Here is a 20,026-nt window from a genome sequence, read left to right on the forward strand (position 1 = left end):
CCTCCGTGATTTAACTTTAAAACATTTTGTTATTCTCGTCAATGACTAGGCTGGAAGAAAAAGTTCGGCAAGCGATACACCGCCTGAATGCCGAACTTCCATTTCATTACATCTTTTCAGGAGCTGAAACACCAAGTAGTTTAAGGCCATTACGAAGCGCAATTTTAACTGCTTGAATTAAAGCTAGTCTTGCTTTTGTCAGCTCAACAGCTTCTTTATCAAGAACCTTATTGACATTATAGAAACGATGGAATGCACTAGCTAAGTCATTTAAATAGCGTACAATTCGGTGCGGCGCGCGTTTTACTGCCGCTTCAGAAACGACATCTGGAAAATCACCAAGCACTTTTAACAAATCAAATTCCGTTTCGGTTTTTAACAAACTTACATCGGCGGATTCTACCGCACGAAGATCTTGCTCTTCACCTGATCTTAAAATGCTAGCAATTCTGGCATGCGCATATTGCACATAGTAAACTGGGTTTTCGTTGGACGTGGATTTCGCTAAGCCCATGTCAAAATTCATATGCGTATCTGAGCTTCTCATCGCGAAGAAGTAGCGCGTTGCGTCAAGGCCAACTTCTTCAATCAAATCGCGCATTGTTACTGATTTCCCTGTGCGCTTACTCATTTTAACTTGCTCCCCATTTTCATAAAGGTGAACGAGTTGGATGATTTCTACTTCAAGTTGTGTCGGCTTATAGCCTAACGCTTCAATTGCAGCTCTCATACGTGGAATATACCCGTGATGGTCGGCTCCCCAAACATCAATCAGCACATCAAATCCGCGGCTCAATTTATCTAAATGGTAGGCAATATCCGGGAAGAAATACGTATAACTGCCGTCCGACTTAATGAGCACCCTGTCTTTATCGTCATCAAAGTCCGTGGTACGTAGCCACGTTGCTCCTTCTTCTTCAAAGACATATCCATTAGCCTTTAACTTTTCAAGAGCAGGAAGGATTTTATTATTTTCATAAAGAGAAGTTTCAGAGAACCAGTTGTCGAAGTGCACCCTGAACTCGTCCAGATCCGTTTTTAATTTCGCTGTTTCAAATGCAAGTGCATCTTTCTTAAACACCGCATGGCGCTCTTCCTCGCTTGTTTCCACATATTTATTGCCGTATTTATCCGCAAGCTCTTTCCCGAGCGCAATAATATCTTTTCCGTGATAGCCATCTTCTGGAAACTCTTTTTCAAGCCCTAGCGCCTCAAAGTACCGCGCCTCAGCGGACAGCACAAGGTTATTAATTTGATTTCCCGCGTCGTTAATATAATATTCACGCGAAACAGTAAACCCTGCCATGTCTAAAATATTGGCCAAAGAATCGCCAATCGCCGCTCCGCGAGCATGACCAAGATGGAGATCTCCGGTTGGATTGGCGGAAACAAATTCAATTTGAATCTTTTCCCCTTTCCCAAAGTCCGATTGACCATACTTTTCATCCTCATTCAAAATGACCGGCACTAAATTGGTTAGGTAAGAATTATCCATAAAGAAATTAATGAATCCCGGCCCAGCAATTTCAACCTCTTTAATCAGCGCATTATTCGTGCCGATTTCAGCCACAATACTTTCGGCAATTTGACGCGGCGCTTTTTTAGCCACACGCGCTAATTGCATTGCGATATTGGTTGAGTAGTCTCCGTGTGATTTTTCTTTTGGTACTTCAAGTAAAATATTAGGTATGCTATCTTCATCAATCGCAAGGGCCGCGATTACAGCTTGCTTAATCCCCGCGATTAAATCATTTTCGTTTTTTTGAATGATGTTCATTCGTTCATTTCCTCCTCTATTCGCATGTTTACTTCGTATGAGCCGATAAAGGCTCCACCACTAAGTAAATCGTACTGAAAAGCAATTTTTCCGCTGAGCGGATTTTTTTCAAACGCTTCCGTGTAGCCAATCAATTCTGACTCAAAAACTAGCTTTCCAGCCCCGGAATCTACTGAAGCAACACTTCGCTTTTTATCTTTAAAAAAGTGCATGCGCATACTTACAGCGCCACTGCGGAGCAACAAAAGTTCTTCCTTAGAGATTTTAAGAACTGAACGTATTACACCAGCAACTTGTTTTTCTTCATAGTGAAGATAATGACTGTTTTCATCTTGATAAAAAACACCAGATACAGACATTTCCGTTTTTTCTTCTGCATTCATCTGTCTGACAATATTTGTAATATGAATTTTTACGGGCGTGCGTGTTTTCGTCATTTTTATGACACCTTTCCAAACAGACGTGTAGACGTACTATATTATAGTTAAAAAAGACTGGAAAATCAACCTAACTCAAAATAAAATGCCTGTCCAAAAGGTCATCATAAGTTCCAAGATTTTAGGAATGAAAATATTAAAAATCGGACCAATTGTAATCGCATAAAGTGGCGTTAAGGCGATAATTAGAAAAATTAAAAATGCATATTGCTCAAGTGGTTGGATTTTCGCACGCAATCGATTGGGCAAAAACTCCACTAACACTTGATAACCGTCTAGCGGTGGAAACGGGATTAAATTGAACACAAACAACACGAGGTTTAGTTGAATAAAAATCGTCAAAAAGATCGACCAAATGGCATCGATTTCGCCAATTCCTAATCCTCCCGTAAAATAAGAAAAAATGCCCACTGCTAAAAAAGCCAGTAACAAATTACTAATTGGTCCAGCAAGAGAAACGATAATACTTCCTAATCGGCGTTTCTTTAACTTAAATCGATTTACTGGTGTCGGCTTTGCCCAACCAAATCCAACAATAACCACCATCAAAAGACCAATTAAATCTACGTGGACTAGCGGATTAATAGAAAGTCGCCCTTCATTTTTCGCCGTGTCATCTCCAAACGCGAGTGCGGTAATAGCATGAGCCCATTCATGAACAGTAAAAGCAATCAAAATAGTGACCACAACGTATGGCAGCATTTCTAACGGATAGGCTAAAAAATTACTCATTTAAATTTCCTTTCGAAAGTGAATTTTTTGATATATAATAATGATAAATAAAGATGATATCGAGGTGATTAAACGTGCCCATCATAACTATCAAATTTTTAGAAGGTCGAAATGATGACCAAAAACGCGACCTAGTGAAAGACGTGACAGATGCTGTTTCTAAAAATCTAAATGCACCTAAAGAAAATATTCACGTCATTCTAGAAGAAATGAAAAAAACAGATTACGGCGTCGCCGGCGTGCGAAAATCAGACTCATAATCCACCTGCAAGCTTGTCTGATTATGTAAAAAATTAGGCAGAGCGCAGGAATCGCCGTTTGTCATCAGTCTGGAAAGCCCTTTTTAAAGGGCTTTTTAGCTGTTCTGCTTTTCATGAATTAACGTGACCATTTCTTCTGCGATTTCGGCTGGAATACGACCATTTTCAATAAAATCAAGCGGAAAATATAGTTTGATATCGGTACGGATTTTCCCGCCAATGGATTCAACAATTGGTGATTCCGTAGATAATTCTTTTAAATCTCCGTTGGGTAGAAGAAGTTGAATAGGCGATTTTCCTGAACTAGCGCCTGGCTTATAGAGATCATATGGTAAATCAGATGAGGAGTCGACAACTAAATAATAGGCTGGATCAACTTCAGCTTTTTCCAGACAGCCTTTTAAACGATTGTAGAAATCGGCATCCTTAGATGGATCGTAATCCACGTAACGAAGCAAACGTCGGTTTAAGAAGCGATTGCATAAGTCACTCAAAATCTCATCATTTTCATGCTGCCAAACAGAAAAATAAAACGTTAAAATCGAATCGTCGAGCGCAATATATTCCTCTAAACACACTTGTTCTTTTAAAAAAGGGATGATTTGTACGGGCGACATTTTGAATTCATAGCCCGCTAAATAAAGCGACTTGGCGCGATTTAAAATCTTCCACAGTAAAACCTCACCACTTCTACTTACAGGATGGAAATAAACTTGTTGGTACATTTGATAACGGCTCATTAAATAGTCTTCCACAGCATGCATGCCAGAATATTTAATGATGACACCATTTCCATCTGGGCTTGGACGTAAAACGCGTAGAATTCGTTCCATGTCAAACTTTCCGTAGCTAACGCCCGTATAATAAGCGTCACGCAATAAATAGTCCATTCTATCGGCATCGAGTTGACTTGAAATCAATTTTACAAGCGTTTGGTTTTCGTGAGTCTTATTTATGATAGAGGCTACTAGGCTCGGGAAGTCGTCTCCAGCCCGAAGCAGAACTTCTCTTACCTCGGTTTTTCCCATAATAATCTTTTGGGTGTAAGCTTCATGGTCGGTATGAAAAACTTTCTCAAAAGCGTGCGAAAACGGGCCGTGTCCTAAATCATGAAGTAGCGCTGCGCATAGAACCGTCATGCGCTCCTCGTCTGACAACTGATACTCACCTGCAAAAGTAACATCAATAATTTGGCGTACAATCTCATACACGCCTAAAGAATGGTTAAAACGACTATGCTCAGCCCCGTGAAACGTTAATGAGGTAGTGCCGAGTTGCCGAATTCGCCGCAAACGTTGAAATTCCTTTGTTGCAATTAAATCCCAAATCATTTGGTCAGATACGTGTACAAAACCATGAACGGGATCTTTAAAAACCTTGCCTTCATCTAGTTTCTGATTCACATAACCCATATTACGTCACACCCCTTACATAATCTTTCTATTTCTCTCTAAAATACGCTCATAATATGTCGGAAGCATATCCAGTTCTTCCGCAGAAAGCGTACTTGAAAACAAATCGTCCGCATAAAATCGCATGCTGTTCAGTAAACGCAATACGACATCATTTAAACTGAGTTCCGTATCTAACAGCTTTGAAAGTGTACTCATGACACGTTTATCCACATCTGGAAAATGATATTTATCTTGCAAATCTTTTCCACTCTTTTGGTAAAAAGAACGAATTAATTCGGCGCGCTCATCTTGATTTCCGTCTATGCCTAGATAAATTTGTACCGCAACCCCTCTTGCCATGCGGCGCTGAGAAATACCAGCAAATTTCTTTCCATCTATGCTTAAATCATAACTCCCCGGGCAATAGGAATTTTCAATTTCATAAGCTTTAATAACTTGATTAAAATCCGCAAACATATCTTGGATTAATGTGAGCATAGTATCGTAGCCACGATTAATTGCAATGCCTTTTCGAACATCTGGTAAAACAAGAGAGAGATTTAAAATATCTCGATCCAAGACGACGGCAAGACCGCCTGAATTCCGAAGCACTACTCGGTAGCCTTCTTTTTCCAAAAAACGAATCCCTTCTTGCAAGTTCGGAAGCTTTGTATCTTGTATCCCGATTGAGACTGTTTTCTCGTGCACCCAGCCGCGAACTGTCGGTGGACTTAGTTCAGCCCCGATAAAACGGCAAAGCGTGTCATCCGTTGCATATGATTGAAGTGCATCAAAAGCCGGATTTGGCGTAGTCTGATCTAAAAAACGCCATTTTTCTTGCTTAAGTAAAGTATTTTCTAAAATCATCACCCACTGAAAACCTCCACATTCTTTTTTGTCATTATAACATAACCAATTTAATGTGTGGGTAGAACGGCGGAAAATAGCTCTTTTACTTCACTTTTCTTGCTTTTATAAGCAAAACAAAAATCCCCACCGTTATTCCGACCAATAATTTCATTATAGGTTGCTTTTTCAAGGAAATCCCTCCAAAAACCCGATTTTTATTTTAGTTCCCATATTTTCTGTTCCAAAACAAAAAAAGAACGAGGCTTGTGCCTCGCTCAATATATGAAAAGCTTAGGGAGCTTTTTAGAAATTTTAGTAATCGTAGTGATTACGTTTTGGTTTGCCATTCCAAATCTTGTTAATCAAGAACACAATCCCTGCTAAAATAAGGATTGGGAGCAAGAAGTGTAAAGTAACTCCAATAATTTTAAAAACAATGTTTAAAGCAATAATCGCTAAAATAATTGTGAAGAAATATTTCCAAAATTGATTCATATCTGTTCCTCTTTTCTAATTTTATTTGGCCGATACAACGGTCGTATCGTTTAATTCTTTTGTTTGCGTAACCATGTTGTTGTCTTGAATCACAAGACGATATGCCTTGTCTTCTTTTAAAGGTTTATTTGAATAAAACCGAAGTTTCATTGTTTTCCCTGTTGCTGTTTTACATTCTTCATTAAAAGCATAGCCTTTAAAATTGGATTTTGTAACTTTTTCGCCTGGGTTTGTGATGGACACAGTATATGTATCTGCTGCTTGCGCAAAGGGCGAAGCAAGTTCAACAAACACCATTGTGATGACAAAAATTGCGGCTAAGACGCCAAACCAACCCTTTTTCATAATTTGTAACCCCTTTTGTTTAACTTGATAAATTGATTATAGTTAAAAATTCATTTCTTTACGAAAGGCTGCAGGCTGAAAATTTGTACATCGCCAGACTGATTTCAATTTCAGCCTAAAAAACCCCCGCATTTAATGCCGCGTCCTCCAAAAGTTAAATTTTTTTGGAGACTCGCTCATAATGCGGGGGTTTTACTTATTGTTTAGCTATCCATTTATAATTTTCCGCGCCGATTGGGTAGGTAATGTAGTCTTGTAAATCGGGATTTTGTAAATAGGCACGACCGCTTTGGTATAGCGGGATTAAGACGGCATTTTCTTTCAATAAGATTTGCTCGGCTTGTAGCAGGGCATCAAATCGTGCGTTTAAATCATTGGAAAGTTTTCCTTTTGCGCCTAGAACAAGCTCATCGTATTTGGCATTACTAAAACCTGTATGATTACCAGGGCTGTCTGTCAAAAATAGATTCAGGTAGGTGAGCGGGTCTTGATAGTCGCCGCCCCAGCCGCCTAATAGCAACTCAAAATCTTGCGTCACATCTGCTTTAAAGCTCACTTGCGTAGGCACATTTTTCAATTTGATCGTTAAGCCCGGCAAATGGGTTTCCAACTGGTTTTGAATGAACTCAGATTGTTTCTTTTGGAGCGATGTGTCGCCAGCTGTTAGCGTTAACGTAAGATTATTTTTGCCAATTTCTTTTAATCCTTTTTCAAAATACCGTTTCGCTTCTGCTTGGTTGTAAGGAATTAGGCTCCCATTAAGTTTACGGAAGTCTTCGCCATTTTTAGGACTGAACATGATTTCACCCGGAACAACTCCGTCAAGCGGTTTCGAACCGTTGGCAAGAAGTGTATCCACCATGCTAGCTTTATCAATCGCTTCCGCAAGTCCGCGGCGAATATTTACGTTAGCTAACTCCGTTTTCACACCGTCCTTGCCTTGGTTCATTTTCATGTAAACAGAGCGCCCCGTAAGTGATGTATGGAAATTTTTATCGCTTTCAAACTGCTTAACAAAATCGCCATCAAGCTCAATACGATCTAGTTTGCCAGTATTATATAAGTTTAAAGCTGCGTTAGTGTCTTTCACAACCGTTACATGAATTTTATCAGTACGCACATTTTTAGCATCCCAATATTTCGGATTCTTCACGTAATCCCAACTTAGCTTCGTACCGTCCCAATTTTCCAGAGTATAAGGTCCGTTTGAAAGCAATGTTTCGCTTGATGTGCCGTAACGGTTACCTTGTTTTTCAAGCCACGCTTGTTTTTGCGGGAAGAAAGTTCCCGTTGTTAAAAGCTCTTTGAAGATGGGCACAGGGTTTTCCAATTCGACTTGAAGCGTCTTATCATCAAGCGCTTTAACGCCTAATTTATCTGGATCCATTTCGCCCTTTAAAATTGGCGTGGCATTTTTGACGATTTCTTCCATTTGTGGCCCATAAGCTGCCGCCGTTTTAGGATCCACAACGGTTTTCCAAGCGTATTCAAAATCTGCCGCTGTAACTGGGGAACCGTCTGACCAATTGGCCTCTTTTTTTATTTTAAAAGTAAGGGTTTTGCCATCATTTGTTACGTCTGGTTCGCTTTCAGCCAGCGCGAGTTCTGGCTTCCCTTCTTTATTTAAACGATAAAGTCCTTCGAAAACTTGATTGATTGCCCGAAAACTTACACTGTTGTCTGCTAAAATTGGGCTTGCATTTGGAATCGCACTCGTTTCCATGATATTCACTGTTTTGCTTGTTTTTTTGTCAGCAGATTCCCCCATATTGTCCTTTTCTGCTCCACAAGCAACGAGTAGCGCTAAACTGAGTAACAACAAACTTATAACGACTTTTTTTCGCAAACTTTGTCCCTCCTTTTTATCGTATCTCTCCTTTTGGAAGCGCTTTTCTTTACATCAAAAAAAGACGGTGCGCTGTCATCTATGTACAGAACTTCCGCCTTTTATTATATATGGAACTGTATTACTTGTAAATAAAAACTGTATCACTTTTACTTCTTATTAAGATAAACTCCGGAACCTACTACGATGACGCACATGCCCGCAAACATACTTATCATCAGGAAGCTTGGGTCATTTGTCATGAAAATTGCTAAAATTAAACAGGAAACACCAGAAACAGTAAGTGTCACAATGGTAATTTTTTTCCATAAGTTTTTAGAATAGGCATCCACTTTCTTGAAACCTAACATTCTTAAAAACAAAAACACCTTTTTTGAGTAGGATAAATACGCGGCCACAAGAAGCATGAATGAGCCTGCGGCAATAAGTGCAAAGCGGCCGGTAGGGATTTGATAGCCGAGTCCATACGCGATAATGCTAAGCTGAATGATGGCCAACAAAACAAGGAGCAGCCTAAAACAATATTCGAATTCTAATTTACTTTCTTCTTTTACTTTTTCTTTCCCATAATATTCGGTACCGGTAAACATAATCATCAGAAACGGCATTAGGACGAGTCCCAGCCATTTTTGCATAAACATGTCTGGAGAGAAATCGCTTCCGAAATGTACGGCTATTTCAGTTGGGAGTAGCGGATAACACGCGATGGAAGCGACCACCGTGATAAAAATTATCATACTTGGAAAAGTTCCGACTTTCTTCATTTCTCTCACCTTCTTTTAAAAAATTAGGCTAGGTAGGCACTCAATTCTTCGCGATTTTCGAGTATTTTCACGTTGGGCGTGGCTTCTAATTCAGCTTTCGTTTGCTTGTAGCCTTCTTCTGTGAGCGCACGCGTTGCGGGTAAATAAATGGCCACGGAAAATCCAGCTTTAACCAATTGAAGAGCAGTTGTTTTGACACAAAAATCAAATGCGAGCCCGCCGATTAGGACGGCATCAAATTCGTTTTGGCGAAGGTATTCGATGACGCCGGTTGAGAGTTCTTCGCGGATATCGTGATAACATGCCCCGTAAGGATGGAGATTTCGCTCCATACCCTTCCAAACGAAATAATCATATTCGGTGGGCGCTGGTAGTCCTTCTAGGAGCTCAAATCCTTTCGTGCCGGGTTCGCAGTGTCTAACCCATGTTAAATCGGCATTCGGGTAATCAAGCGGTTTTAACATATCTGACGGGTTCTGGACAACCCAGACGGCGTTTCTTGGGTGGGCATCTTTGCTACCAATTCGGGCAGCGCCAAATTTGGCCATGTATTCGAGTTCTGGGACGATTTCCTCGGCGTTTGGGACGGGCAATTCATTTGGGCAAACCGGACTAAACCCATTTTGTGCATCCACATCAAAGGTTGCAAGTTTCATTTTTATTCCTCGTTTCTATAAACTAATTGTGCAAATTGACCAAAGCGTTTGACATCCTCTAAGACGAGATTATGGCGGTCATCGGCTTCAAAAAGCGGAATGCCTTCGCCAAGTATGATGGGCGCAATGGTTATCACAAATTTATCAATAGCTTTTTCTTTTAAGAATTGCTTGACGAGTTCGGCTCCGCCTACAAGCCAGACGTGCTCCCCATCAATTTCGTTTAGCCATGAATTAATATTTCCGGAAACAAAATCGGCGTATTCGTCTGCCGTACCCGCTTTTTTATTCGAAAAAACATATACGTCTTTCTTACTATAAGGGAATGAGTCCGTTAACGAAAAAATTTGTTTGTACGTGGTACGACCCATAACGACTGTGTCAACGTTATCAAAGAAAGCTTGGTAACCTGCATCGCCTTCGCTATCAATACTTTCAAGCCATTCTACACTCCCTAGTTTATCAGCAATATAACCATCTAGGCTAGTCGCAATATAAAGCGATACTCGTTTATCTGTCATCGTAATCAAATCCTTCCACAACTAATTTTCCAACCATATGTCCTTCTTCAATGATTTGGTGCGCTTTTCGAAGTGTTTTCGCATTTATTGGCGCAAGTACCTTATTCAACGTGGATTTCAATTGGCCTGTTTCTAAATAAATAGCGGCTTGCTCTAGAATTTCGTGTTGTCTAATCTGATCTTTTGTTTGATATTTCGACCGTGTAAACATGAACTCATAACTGAAAGTAGCGCTTTTATCTTTTAATACACTCATCTGAACTGGCTGCGTAAGTTCAACGATGGAACAAATTTTCCCTTGCGCCGCAATCGCCTGCTCCATGAAATTAAAATGTTGATAGGTGTCGTGTAAACATAAAATGTAATCCACCATTTGAAAACCCACTTTTTGGAGTTCTTCCAGCATATTTGCTCGGTGATTAATAACAAAGTCGGCGCCGTGAGCTTTCGTCCAAGCTATCGTTTCTTCTCGACTTGCGGTGGAAATCACAGTTAGCCCCGCTATTTTCGCTAGTTGCGTCGAAACAGAACCCACACCACCTGCACCATTTATGATTAAAATGGATTTTCCTGCTTCAACTTGTAAGCGGTCGAACAACGCTTCAAATGCGGTGATGGTCGTAAGCGGCATTGCGGCCGCTTCTTGGTTCGTCAAATTTTTAGGTTTGTGTCCCGCTAATCGCTCATCAATTAGTGCGTATTCGCCGTTACTCCCCTGCCTAGTCACATCACCAGCAAAATAAACTTCTTCGCCAATTTGGAAAAGCGACACCCCGCCGCCAATTGCTTCCACAGTTCCGACTGCATCAAATCCTAAAATTTTCGGTTCTTTTTCAACTTGACTTTTTGGGGCGCGAAGTTTTGTATCCACAGGATTGACTGAAACGGCTGCAATTTTAACAAGCAAATCATGCTTTCGGGGAGCCGGCAAAGGCATTTCTACATCTATTAAACTTGCTTCATCAGAAATTGGTAAGTAGCGATATAGACCAACTGCTTTCATTTTTATCCACCTCTTCTTGGTTACCTATTCCCCGATATTTCAAAAATAAAGCGTAATTCATTTAAAATTTTGATTACAAAAAAAGCGGTTAAATTTGGCAAATTGTTAATAATTACACGAACTCCTCTCACGCTTACGGCGAAAACACATAGATGTAAACGCTATCCATTTTTCAAAACAATAATGTCTAAATTGTTCTTTTATATGTTCCTTTTTCTCCATAAAAATTAGAGAATGATGAGGTGGTTGTCAAAAAGTTGTCACATTTAGACAGTAGTAATAGGGTCTATTAACACAAAAATTTCTGTTCTTTTTTTGTATACTAATTAAGAATACAAAGGAGGCCTCTAATTCATTTATGGAGTATATAAGTTCGGATATCTCGATACAAAGCATGCTAGAAGAACTAAATATTAATAAAGTTTGTGAAGCGCATGTCGTTAAATTTATGGCAAAAATGGGACAAACTATTTTTGACTCAAACAAGAGTCAAACTTCTGTTTTATTTGTCGTAAGCGGGTTGGCAAAAAAAATAAATACAGATTATCAAAGCGAATTTATTATTAATTTATTAAAAACTGGGAATGTAATTGGACTATATAACGGGTTAACCAATCAAGCTCACTCAGAAGAACGAGTTATTGCCATAACCGCATGCACTGTTATTAGCGTAGATAAAGAATACTTGCTTAACTACTTAGCCATCCGACCCGCTTTTATGGAACTACTAATTCGAGACATGTCAACTACTATTACAAAAACTCACAAACGTATGATGTATCTTTCCAATTTATCACGAGAAGATCGAGTTGCAGCTTCCGTGCTAGACTTATCCAGGGAAATCGGTATTAACGAAGGGGAACATACGATTTTACCAAAAGCAATTACAAAGAAAATATTGTCTGATTATTCGAGAGTTGAGTATCGGTATTTCCAAAAACTTTTTTCGAAAATGAAAACCGAAAATTTGATTGACAATAGAGGCCCTCGTATCAAAGTTAATCAACAACTTCTAGAATCGAACATTTCTTACTAAATGATTCAGAATTATACATATTTTATACAAGGAGGTGCATCGTATGTAACTGTTGAAGAATATTTTTAACCCACAAAAATTAAGAGAATTGATAAAGGAGCATATTATGAAAAAAGGAATTATTTTAAGCGTGGTAAGTATCTTATTTGTTAGCCAACTTGCCACAATCATTCTACCTGTTAGCGCATCTGCAAATGAAGGCGGAGCGCAAACAAATTTAAACGCGGCAAACGGCATTACAGTAAACACATTTACGGAGCTAAAATCAGCGCTTCTCGATAATGAGATAACAGATATCACATTAGGTGCCGATATTACATTAAGTTCCACCTTATATCCTCGTGGTACAAACAAAACCATTCATGGTAATGGTTTCACAATTAATGCCAACCTCAAACAAATTAAATTAGTTTCTTCTGGAGCAGTTGCCAAAATGGATAATATAAAAATTATCAATACAGACGTTTATGGCCTATTTTGGAGCGATGCTAACGATGTTAAAGTTACTTACAAAGATGTTGAACATACGGGGAGACAACTGGTTTACTTACCTTCTGGAGAATTAATTCTTGACGGGCAAGTATCTAGTATGTCAACTAGTGAAGAAGTTTACCAAGGTAATAAAATGACCGTTTTACCGGGTGCCACTGTTGATTTTGAATCAACTACCATAAACAGATCATTAGCACCCGTCACTCTAATGAAGACTGACAGTCAACTAATTGTTGGGGAAGGTGCCCATTTAAACATTAAATCAGCTGCGGCAAACATTTGGGGAACAACAAACACAAAACTTATAAATAATGGACATATGGATCTAACATCCGACCGATATCAAAATATTCACTTAAGTACTTATAGCACTATGCAGTTTAATAACGGTAGTACTTTAAAAGCAAATTCTGGTGATACAGTTGAAGAAGCTCTAGAAGCAACAAGCGGTTCTATTTTCGTACAGTCTGGCGCAACTTTTGAAGTCACCTCAAAGGGTACTCAAGGAACGATTATTACTGGTGACCAATTGGTTTTTGAAGATGGTTCAAATTTCTCTATTACGAACAACAATGATAGGGGTGCTGTTTTTGGCACTTACTCACGTTCTAGCGATGTTACGCTTGAATCGCAAGAAGGAATCCAAGTTTGGAATCGCGGCGCATTGACTTCTGAACCTATTAACTATGCTGGCCCATTAGTAGCCACCTTCAATTTGAACGGCTATTCATCAGGTGTATCACAATCTAAATTAGTTTCTAACAACATCAATTTCAAAGATGATTTCAAAACAAGCTCTACAGGAAAAATCACTGGTGGTAGTTTCGCGAAAGTTGAACTAATTGAAACGACGATTAATTCATTAACGGAGGAATCGACAACCGTTACTGGAACGGGCGAACCAAATTCGCTAATTGAAATCAAAGCAAATAACTCTGTACTTGGCTCTGGAACAATTGATAGTGAAGGCAACTATAGCGTCACAATTCCTGCCCAAGAAGCTGATACAGAAGTAACGGCTCAGGCGACTTTTAATGCATTAACATCTAACGTGGCTTCTACTACAGTTCAGGCGATTACTCGGTCTGGAACAATTACTCCTAACGCTTTTACAATTGGGGATGAAGCTATAACTGGTGAGTTTACGGGGGATGTTACATCCGCACGCCTTTATGTGAATGACACTTCAACGAATGGCGGTGACTTTAAGGCTGACGGGACATTTGAATTCCCTGTATCAACCGAATCGATTAAAGTTGGCGATACGGTCGAAATCGTAGCTTTAGACAAAAATGGTGAAGAATTGGATCGTAAAAACGTTGAGATTATTAGTAATTTGAGCGGTACGCTTAGCCCAGCTGCTTATTTAAATGGAAATTCAAACATTACTGGGGAATTCACTGGTGATATCAACTATGCACAGCTTCTAGTAAATGATGTACACGTGAGCTTTGGCGGAACTTTTAGCGCTGATGGTACGTTTAGCTACTATGTTGCACCTGGGACAATTAAGCTTGGCGATACCGTAACACTTCGAGGCATTCACAGAAATGATTCTGGAGAGAGAGAAGTCCTTGATACGAAACAAGTGGAAGTTATTCCGCAAGGTTCTCTTACAACTGAACCATACTCGCTTGGCACATCAAATATTGGCGGTTCATTCACTGGTGATATTAATTTTGCTCGACTTTTAGTAAATGGCATACCTGTTAGTTGGGGCGGAACTTTCAACACAGATGGAACTTTCAGCTTCTATGTTAACCCTACGCAAATTAAACTTGGTGACGTTATTACCATCGAAGGGTTCTACCGCACAGCTTCTGGGGAAACTGAAATTCTCGATACAAAACAAGTGGAAATTGCAGCGCTAGAAGGTACCCTTACTCCTGATGAATACTCACTTGGAACGTCAAATATTACAGGTGAATTTACTGGGGACATTAATTTTGCACAGCTTCTTGTAAACGGTGAATCTGTTGGTTGGGGTGGAACTTTTAATGCTGACGGAACTTTTAACTTCTATGTTAAATCTAACCGTATTACTTCTGAGGATACCGTAACACTTCGAGGATTTTACCGTGATTCTGCGGGAAATACGGAACTAATTGATACAAAACAGGTGGAGATTGCAGCGATAGCCGGTACTCTTTTGCCAGACGCATATGCAATTGGCGCTTCGAACATTACAGGGCAATTTACTGGCGATATTAATTTTGCACGCCTACTTATAAATGGCGAGTCTATTGCATGGGGCGGAACTTTTAACGAAAATGGAACTTTCAACTTCTATGTTAACCCTACGCAAATTAAACTTGGTGATATCGTCACAATGGAAGGATACAATCGTACGACTACTGGTGCGACTGAAATTCTTGATACAAAACAAGTGGAAATTGTGACTTTAGAAGGCACTCTTTCCCCTGATGTATATGAAATTGGTACTACAAATATTACGGGGCAGTTTACTGGGGATATTAATTTTGCACAGCTGCTCATAAACGGTGAATCTATCGCTTGGGGTGGAACTTTTAACGAAGATGGAACTTTCAGCTTCTATGTTAATCCTACGCAAATTAAGCTTGGCGACATCGTCATAATCGAAGGATTCAATCGTGCAACTTCTGGAGATACTGAGATTCTTGCAACAGAACAAATTGAGATTTCAGCTTTAGAAGGTACTCTTTTACCGGACATTTATGCACTTGGTACTTCGAATATCACGGGGCAGTTTACTGGGGATATTAATTTTGCACAGCTGCTCATAAACGGTGAGTCTGTAGCTTGGGGTGGCGTTTTTAACCCAGATGGAACTTTCGCCTTCTACGTTAATCCTACTCAAATTACACTTGGGGACGTTGTTACAATCAAAGGATTCAATCTGGCAGTTTCTGGGGAGACTGAACTCCTTGATACGAAACAAGTAGAAATCGCGACTTTAGAAGGTACCATTACTCCCTCTGACTATACACTAGGATCTTCAGAAATTACCGGGGAATATACGGGGGATATTAATTTCGCACGATTAGTTGTAAATGGAACGCCAACAAATCGCTGGGGCGGCGTTTTTAATCCAGATGGAACTTTTAGCTTCTTCATCTCACCAAACTATATTAAATCAGGCGATGAAGTTGAGATTCAAGCGATGTATCGCACAACTACACGTGAAACCAAAATTTTAGACACAAAAGTAGTGACGCTTGTTAATCCGTAAGTAAGTGATTGGTTCGCTAGTTGCGGCTAGCGAACCGTTTATTAAAACAAATGAGGTGCAACTTTTATGAAAAAAGCTTTAATTAGCATTGGCCTAAGTAGTGTATTACTACTAACGGCGTGTTCAAGTGACGGGAATCAAGAATATAAAGCAGAGAAAACTGAACAAAAGGCAAAAGCTGAAACAAAGGATACGGTTGTAGACGGGCTTAAAATTGTAATCAAGAATCAGGAAGTAAATGAAAAAGTGACGGAGAAAGAAACGCAGAAATTATATACTTTTACAATTTCTGGTGAGAATATGGCGTCTACCAATAAAGGACTGGGTGCGGTGGATTTTGTTTTAAAAACGAAAGATGGTAAGGAAATTGAGGTCGATCCTTCGATGGCGATGTTCGGCGATGAAATTAAGCCAGGCAAAACACTTGAAGGCAAAGCTTCTTTTGCAATTCCGGAAAATCAAACGGCGACGAAACTTATTTATAAACCACTAGATAAAGAATTGGCTGAGTGGGATGTGGAGGAATCATGAAAATTGTCATAATCGGACTGGGCTATATTGGACTTCCGACTGCGCTTATGTTCGCGAAACACGGGGCGGATGTCGTTGGGGTGGATGTTTCTAGGCGGGTGGTAGACTTTTTAAACGCTGGGCAGGTGCCCATTGAAGAGTATGGTTTAGCGGAATATTTGACGGACGCGCTGGCGAAGCAGAAATTTAAAGCGAGTTTAACAGCTGAAACCGGTGACGTGTTTATTATTGCCGTTCCGACGCCGAATGTGGAAGATGAATTCGGGAGTTGCGACCTAACGTACGTCAAACAGGCGATGGAGTCGATTCTGCCACATTTGAAATCGGGCAATACGATTATCGTTGAATCTACCATCTCACCGCGCGTAACGGAGGACATTATCCAACCTTTAATCCAAAAAGAAGGGTTTGTTACTGGCGAAGATATTTTTCTGGCGCATTGTCCGGAGCGTGTTCTTCCGGGGAAAATCTTGCACGAACTTGTTTACAATAACCGCATTATTGGCGGGGTCACAGAGAAGTGCACCGAAAAGGTTAAAGAAATATACGGCCTTTTTGTGCAAGGCAAATTGCTGAGCGCGACTGCGAGTGTCGCAGAATTGTCTAAGCTGATGGAAAACACATATCGCGACACCAATATTGCGCTCGCCAATGAACTTGTCCAAATCGGCGATGAACTCGGCATTGATGCGCTAAGCGTAATCGAGCTGGCCAATCAACACCCAAGGGTAGATATTCACCAACCGGGTCCTGGCGTAGGCGGCCACTGCCTAGCCGTTGATCCACATTTCATCATTGCAGAGGCCCCGAACGAAGCACGGCTTATCCGCCAAGCAAGGCAAATAAATCGTAATATGCCTAATTTTATTTTCCAAAAAACACTCACAATTATGGAGGAAAATAATGGAAAAACGATAACCGTATTAGGCTTAGCCTACAAAGGAAATATAGACGACACGCGTGAAAGCCCCGCCCTCCAAATTGTAAACCAGCTGCAAACCTTAACGGCGTATGACATTCGTACATTTGACCCTTATGTAGCAAGTTCAGATACATATAGCCTTGAATCGGCTCTTTTAGGGAGTGACTTAGCGCTCGTTTTAACTGACCATGATGCATTTAAGGCGATGCCTGATAACATCATTCATGGTATGAGAACCCCCATTTTATTCGATACAAAGAATTGTATTTCTAGAAAAAATGCTTTTGAACAGCACTTTACACTTGGCCATCTTCCGACTGACAAAAAAAGAAGCAAAAGCTTTATAAACTAGGAGAATATTATGAACGAACAAATTGATTTAAAACAAATTATGCTTGCTATTCGCAAAAATGGTTGGTGGATTGTTGGAATTGTCACAATGACAGTTCTTTGTATGTTCATCTATCTCCAGTACATCGCCACTCCTATTTATCAAAAGAGCACACAAATTTTAGTTAATCAGTCTGAAAGCTCGCCAAATGATAGTTTAGATTCACAAACTGTGCAGGCGGACTTGCAACTGGTAGACACGTACAGCTCAATTATTTTAAGTCCGCGGATTTTAAATGGCATTGAGCAAGACTTGGGAAATCTTTATGACACAGAGGAACTGGCAGAAATGATTCAGGTAACAAACGCGACTAATTCACAGGTCATTGATATAAGTGTTAAAAATCCAGATCCAAAACTAGCCGCTCAAATTGCTAATTCCACTGCTAAGGTATTCACTAAAGAAATGCCGAGTATCATGAAAGTCGATAATGTGACTACTTTATCAGAAGCCCAGTTTTTAGGCAACGAAACGCCGATTGCGCCTCAAAAAACTTTGTTGCTTATACTCGCCGTATTTATGGGACTTTTTTTCGCATTTTGTTTTATTTTCATCAGATTATTGTTTAAGCGTACTTTTACCTCGGCAGATGAAATTGAAGAGATTTTACAGCTAAATGTGCTGGGTGAAGTGAGTACATTTCATGCTTTTGAACGGGCCAAAAAAAGACTACAAAAAGGAGCCAGATAAATGCGTTTATTCAGAAAAAAATGTTCCAGTACTGAAGATAATAAAAATAAGCGAGTCACTTTCATTACTTCTCCGGAATTAGACACTGAACAATTCGATATGGAATCGAGTTCGCAGACTTTTGAGCATGCCTTGCCACAACAAAATTGGCTACTTAAAATTGCTGGTTTTACAGGAATTTACTTCGACTTTAGTTTTATTTTCATCAAATTATTATTCAGGCGTACGTTTACTTCAACAAATGAAATCGAGAAATTTTTACACGTACATGTGCTCGGTGTAGTGAAATTAATTCAAATAAGTGATGAAATCCCAATGAAACTACGAAAAGGAGCAAGGTGAATATGTATCCATCAAATAAAAATTCTAGAAGCAATTACTACTCTCCTACAAGTGAACAATTTAAATTAATTCGTACTGGGATTGATTTATCTGGAATTGATAAAGATAGGCAAGTCATTTTAATTACTTCTCCAGAATCAGGCACTGGAAAATCCACCGTAGCCTCCCACCTTGCAATCGCTTATGCCGAAAAAGGGGCACGCACACTTTTAATCGATGCCGATATGCGTAGACCCATGTTACATAAACGATTTTCAAAAAATTTACATCTTGGTTTGTCCAACGTGATTACAAATGAGATCGAGTTAGAAGATGGGCTCCAAGAGGTGTTGCTAGATTCAGCGTCATTCGCTCTTTTAACTAGCGGCACAATACCTCCGAATCCAAACGACTTACTTTCCTCTCAAAAAATGGCTAATCTTATCGGAAGATTACGGGAATGTTTCGATAAAATCATCATTGATACGCCACCTATCACAGTTGTTTCAGATGCACTTGTTTTAGCGGACGAAACAGATGGCACCATTTTGATTTGTAGGTATCAAAAGACTTTAAAAGAACAAGCAAAATATGCAGCCAAGCAACTTCAGCTTTCAAAAGCTAAATTAATTGGCGTCATTTTTAACGGTACAAAAAATACCGAAAACTATTATTACTAAGGAGCTAAGTACATGGAACAAAGTAAACTCAGCATGGCATTCCAAGCGACTGATAAAACAAATTATACGAAATGGAAGATTCGTTGCGACCGTTTTTTAAGCGTGTTTGCGTTACTTCTCCTGTCCCCGCTTTTTCTCTTCGTAGCGATTTGCATTAAAGTGACTGACTGGAAAGCTCCAGTTATTTTCAAGCAAGAGCGTGTAGGAAAAAATGGGAAAGTTTTTTATATGTACAAATTCCGAACGATGTGTACGGATGCTGAATCCCAATTAAGTACGATTTTAAAACTAAACGACGTTACAGGTGCGATGTTTAAAATGAAAAATGATCCTCGCATAACAAAAATCGGCCGCTTATTGCGCAAAACGAGCTTGGATGAGTTGCCACAAATTTGGAACGTAGTAAAAGGTGATATGAGCCTTGTTGGGCCTAGGCCGCCGCTACCGCGCGAAGTTGCCGTTTATTCTACGTACGATAAACAACGCCTTCTTGTCACTCCTGGTTGTACGGGATTATGGCAGGTAAGCGGACGAAACGAGCTTAGCTTTGAGGAAATGGTGGAACTAGATTTGCATTATATTCGCCACCTGTCTTGGAAAATGGACTTTAAAATTTTTTTCAAAACTTTTGTTGTCCTGCTCGTACCAAAAGGAGCGTATTAGCGTGAAGGAA

At 39.8% G+C, this 20,026-nt stretch carries 21 protein-coding genes; 9 read left to right on the plus strand and 12 right to left on the minus strand.

What is annotated here, in order from left to right:
• Nucleotides 1-106: 106 nt before the first annotated feature.
• From argS to CFS60_RS06750, 3 genes are all read right to left on the minus strand, one after another.
• Complete coding sequence (argS, locus tag CFS60_RS06740; RefSeq protein WP_088839004.1) at nt 107-1,777, minus strand: arginine--tRNA ligase; 1,671 nt, start codon at nt 1,775-1,777, stop codon at nt 107-109.
• Nucleotides 1,774-2,214, minus strand: a complete 441-nt coding sequence (locus CFS60_RS06745) for a DUF1934 domain-containing protein (protein ID WP_088809687.1) — start codon at nt 2,212-2,214, stop codon at nt 1,774-1,776. The genes argS and CFS60_RS06745 overlap by 4 nt, the downstream gene beginning before the upstream one ends.
• Nucleotides 2,215-2,289: 75 nt before the next feature.
• Nucleotides 2,290-2,946 (minus strand): site-2 protease family protein, encoded by a 657-nt coding sequence (locus CFS60_RS06750; protein WP_088825734.1) that lies wholly within the window; start codon nt 2,944-2,946, stop codon nt 2,290-2,292.
• 74 nt (nt 2,947-3,020) lie between these two features.
• Between CFS60_RS06750 and CFS60_RS06755 the strand changes: the two genes are divergently transcribed.
• On the plus strand, nt 3,021-3,206 hold the full coding sequence (locus CFS60_RS06755; protein WP_088809685.1) for a 2-hydroxymuconate tautomerase: 186 nt from the start codon (nt 3,021-3,023) through the stop codon (nt 3,204-3,206).
• A gap of 95 nt (nt 3,207-3,301) precedes the next feature.
• Here CFS60_RS06755 and CFS60_RS06760 read toward each other — a convergent pair whose 3' ends face one another.
• The 9 genes from CFS60_RS06760 to CFS60_RS06800 form a co-directional block, all read right to left on the minus strand.
• Complete coding sequence (locus CFS60_RS06760; protein WP_088809684.1) at nt 3,302-4,618, minus strand: HD domain-containing protein; 1,317 nt, start codon at nt 4,616-4,618, stop codon at nt 3,302-3,304.
• A 15-nt stretch (nt 4,619-4,633) separates the two neighbouring features.
• Nucleotides 4,634-5,467: a biotin/lipoate A/B protein ligase family protein gene (locus tag CFS60_RS06765; RefSeq protein WP_088809838.1), complete on the minus strand. Its 834-nt coding sequence runs from the start codon at nt 5,465-5,467 to the stop codon at nt 4,634-4,636.
• Between the two features lie 294 nt (nt 5,468-5,761).
• Entirely contained in the window at nt 5,762-5,944 is a 183-nt protein-coding gene (locus CFS60_RS06770; RefSeq protein WP_088809683.1) for a hypothetical protein, read from the minus strand.
• Nucleotides 5,945-5,965: 21 nt separating this feature from the next.
• A complete protein-coding gene (locus CFS60_RS06775) occupies nt 5,966-6,289 on the minus strand; it encodes a YxeA family protein (protein WP_088809682.1) in 324 nt (107 codons plus the stop codon).
• 196 nt (nt 6,290-6,485) lie between these two features.
• Nucleotides 6,486-8,135, minus strand: coding sequence for a peptide ABC transporter substrate-binding protein (locus CFS60_RS06780; RefSeq protein ID WP_088839005.1), 1,650 nt, complete (start codon nt 8,133-8,135; stop codon nt 6,486-6,488).
• 149 nt (nt 8,136-8,284) lie between these two features.
• Nucleotides 8,285-8,899: an SdpI family protein gene (locus CFS60_RS06785; protein WP_088809680.1), complete on the minus strand. Its 615-nt coding sequence runs from the start codon at nt 8,897-8,899 to the stop codon at nt 8,285-8,287.
• A 23-nt stretch (nt 8,900-8,922) separates the two neighbouring features.
• On the minus strand, nt 8,923-9,555 hold the full coding sequence (locus tag CFS60_RS06790; RefSeq protein WP_088825736.1) for a nicotinamidase: 633 nt from the start codon (nt 9,553-9,555) through the stop codon (nt 8,923-8,925).
• A gap of 2 nt (nt 9,556-9,557) precedes the next feature.
• Entirely contained in the window at nt 9,558-10,076 is a 519-nt protein-coding gene (locus CFS60_RS06795) for a dihydrofolate reductase family protein (protein WP_088809678.1), read from the minus strand.
• The gene (locus CFS60_RS06800; RefSeq protein WP_088839006.1) at nt 10,066-11,079 is read right to left on the minus strand and encodes a zinc-binding alcohol dehydrogenase family protein; all 1,014 of its coding nucleotides are present in this window, start codon (nt 11,077-11,079) and stop codon (nt 10,066-10,068) included. Before CFS60_RS06800 ends, CFS60_RS06795 begins: the two co-directional genes overlap by 11 nt.
• A gap of 358 nt (nt 11,080-11,437) precedes the next feature.
• On the opposite strand from CFS60_RS06800, the gene CFS60_RS06805 reads away from it, so the two are divergent.
• From CFS60_RS06805 to CFS60_RS06840, 8 genes are all read left to right on the plus strand, one after another.
• Nucleotides 11,438-12,115, plus strand: coding sequence for a Crp/Fnr family transcriptional regulator (locus CFS60_RS06805; RefSeq protein ID WP_088809676.1), 678 nt, complete (start codon nt 11,438-11,440; stop codon nt 12,113-12,115).
• A 106-nt stretch (nt 12,116-12,221) separates the two neighbouring features.
• Nucleotides 12,222-15,818, plus strand: a complete 3,597-nt coding sequence (locus CFS60_RS06810) for an immunoglobulin-like domain-containing protein (RefSeq protein WP_159458296.1) — start codon at nt 12,222-12,224, stop codon at nt 15,816-15,818.
• Between the two features lie 66 nt (nt 15,819-15,884).
• Nucleotides 15,885-16,349: a DUF4352 domain-containing protein gene (locus CFS60_RS06815; RefSeq protein WP_088825737.1), complete on the plus strand. Its 465-nt coding sequence runs from the start codon at nt 15,885-15,887 to the stop codon at nt 16,347-16,349.
• Nucleotides 16,346-17,623, plus strand: coding sequence for a nucleotide sugar dehydrogenase (locus tag CFS60_RS06820; RefSeq protein ID WP_088809674.1), 1,278 nt, complete (start codon nt 16,346-16,348; stop codon nt 17,621-17,623). Before CFS60_RS06815 ends, CFS60_RS06820 begins: the two co-directional genes overlap by 4 nt.
• A gap of 9 nt (nt 17,624-17,632) precedes the next feature.
• Complete coding sequence (locus CFS60_RS06825; RefSeq protein WP_088839007.1) at nt 17,633-18,352, plus strand: YveK family protein; 720 nt, start codon at nt 17,633-17,635, stop codon at nt 18,350-18,352.
• Nucleotides 18,353-18,694, plus strand: a complete 342-nt coding sequence (locus tag CFS60_RS06830; RefSeq protein ID WP_088815795.1) for a hypothetical protein — start codon at nt 18,353-18,355, stop codon at nt 18,692-18,694.
• A gap of 2 nt (nt 18,695-18,696) precedes the next feature.
• Nucleotides 18,697-19,353 carry a CpsD/CapB family tyrosine-protein kinase gene (locus CFS60_RS06835; protein ID WP_088809671.1) on the plus strand — a complete coding sequence of 219 codons (657 nt, stop codon included), beginning with the start codon at nt 18,697-18,699 and terminating at the stop codon, nt 19,351-19,353.
• Nucleotides 19,354-19,365: 12 nt separating this feature from the next.
• Complete coding sequence (locus CFS60_RS06840; protein ID WP_088809670.1) at nt 19,366-20,016, plus strand: sugar transferase; 651 nt, start codon at nt 19,366-19,368, stop codon at nt 20,014-20,016.
• The last annotated feature ends 10 nt before the right edge of the window (nt 20,017-20,026 follow it).

The sequence above is a fragment of the Listeria sp. ILCC792 genome, assembly GCF_900186135.1.
GTDB classification, from domain to species: domain Bacteria; phylum Bacillota; class Bacilli; order Lactobacillales; family Listeriaceae; genus Listeria; species Listeria goaensis.

Excerpts from the sequence above, each read along its gene's own strand:
- argS (WP_088839004.1), bottom strand. The coding sequence starts at position 1,777 with ATGAACATCATTCAAAAAAACGAAAATGATTTAATCGCGGGGATTAAG.
- CFS60_RS06745 (WP_088809687.1), bottom strand. The coding sequence starts at position 2,214 with ATGACGAAAACACGCACGCCCGTAAAAATTCATATTACAAATATTGTC.
- CFS60_RS06750 (WP_088825734.1), bottom strand. The coding sequence starts at position 2,946 with ATGAGTAATTTTTTAGCCTATCCGTTAGAAATGCTGCCATACGTTGTG.
- CFS60_RS06760 (WP_088809684.1), bottom strand. The coding sequence starts at position 4,618 with ATGGGTTATGTGAATCAGAAACTAGATGAAGGCAAGGTTTTTAAAGAT.
- CFS60_RS06765 (WP_088809838.1), bottom strand. The coding sequence starts at position 5,467 with ATGATTTTAGAAAATACTTTACTTAAGCAAGAAAAATGGCGTTTTTTA.
- CFS60_RS06770 (WP_088809683.1), bottom strand. The coding sequence starts at position 5,944 with ATGAATCAATTTTGGAAATATTTCTTCACAATTATTTTAGCGATTATT.
- CFS60_RS06775 (WP_088809682.1), bottom strand. The coding sequence starts at position 6,289 with ATGAAAAAGGGTTGGTTTGGCGTCTTAGCCGCAATTTTTGTCATCACA.
- CFS60_RS06785 (WP_088809680.1), bottom strand. The coding sequence starts at position 8,899 with ATGAAGAAAGTCGGAACTTTTCCAAGTATGATAATTTTTATCACGGTG.
- CFS60_RS06790 (WP_088825736.1), bottom strand. The coding sequence starts at position 9,555 with ATGAAACTTGCAACCTTTGATGTGGATGCACAAAATGGGTTTAGTCCG.
- CFS60_RS06795 (WP_088809678.1), bottom strand. The coding sequence starts at position 10,076 with ATGACAGATAAACGAGTATCGCTTTATATTGCGACTAGCCTAGATGGT.
- CFS60_RS06800 (WP_088839006.1), bottom strand. The coding sequence starts at position 11,079 with ATGAAAGCAGTTGGTCTATATCGCTACTTACCAATTTCTGATGAAGCA.
- CFS60_RS06805 (WP_088809676.1), top strand. The coding sequence starts at position 11,438 with ATGGAGTATATAAGTTCGGATATCTCGATACAAAGCATGCTAGAAGAA.
- CFS60_RS06810 (WP_159458296.1), top strand. The coding sequence starts at position 12,222 with ATGAAAAAAGGAATTATTTTAAGCGTGGTAAGTATCTTATTTGTTAGC.
- CFS60_RS06815 (WP_088825737.1), top strand. The coding sequence starts at position 15,885 with ATGAAAAAAGCTTTAATTAGCATTGGCCTAAGTAGTGTATTACTACTA.
- CFS60_RS06820 (WP_088809674.1), top strand. The coding sequence starts at position 16,346 with ATGAAAATTGTCATAATCGGACTGGGCTATATTGGACTTCCGACTGCG.
- CFS60_RS06825 (WP_088839007.1), top strand. The coding sequence starts at position 17,633 with ATGAACGAACAAATTGATTTAAAACAAATTATGCTTGCTATTCGCAAA.
- CFS60_RS06830 (WP_088815795.1), top strand. The coding sequence starts at position 18,353 with ATGCGTTTATTCAGAAAAAAATGTTCCAGTACTGAAGATAATAAAAAT.
- CFS60_RS06835 (WP_088809671.1), top strand. The coding sequence starts at position 18,697 with ATGTATCCATCAAATAAAAATTCTAGAAGCAATTACTACTCTCCTACA.
- CFS60_RS06840 (WP_088809670.1), top strand. The coding sequence starts at position 19,366 with ATGGAACAAAGTAAACTCAGCATGGCATTCCAAGCGACTGATAAAACA.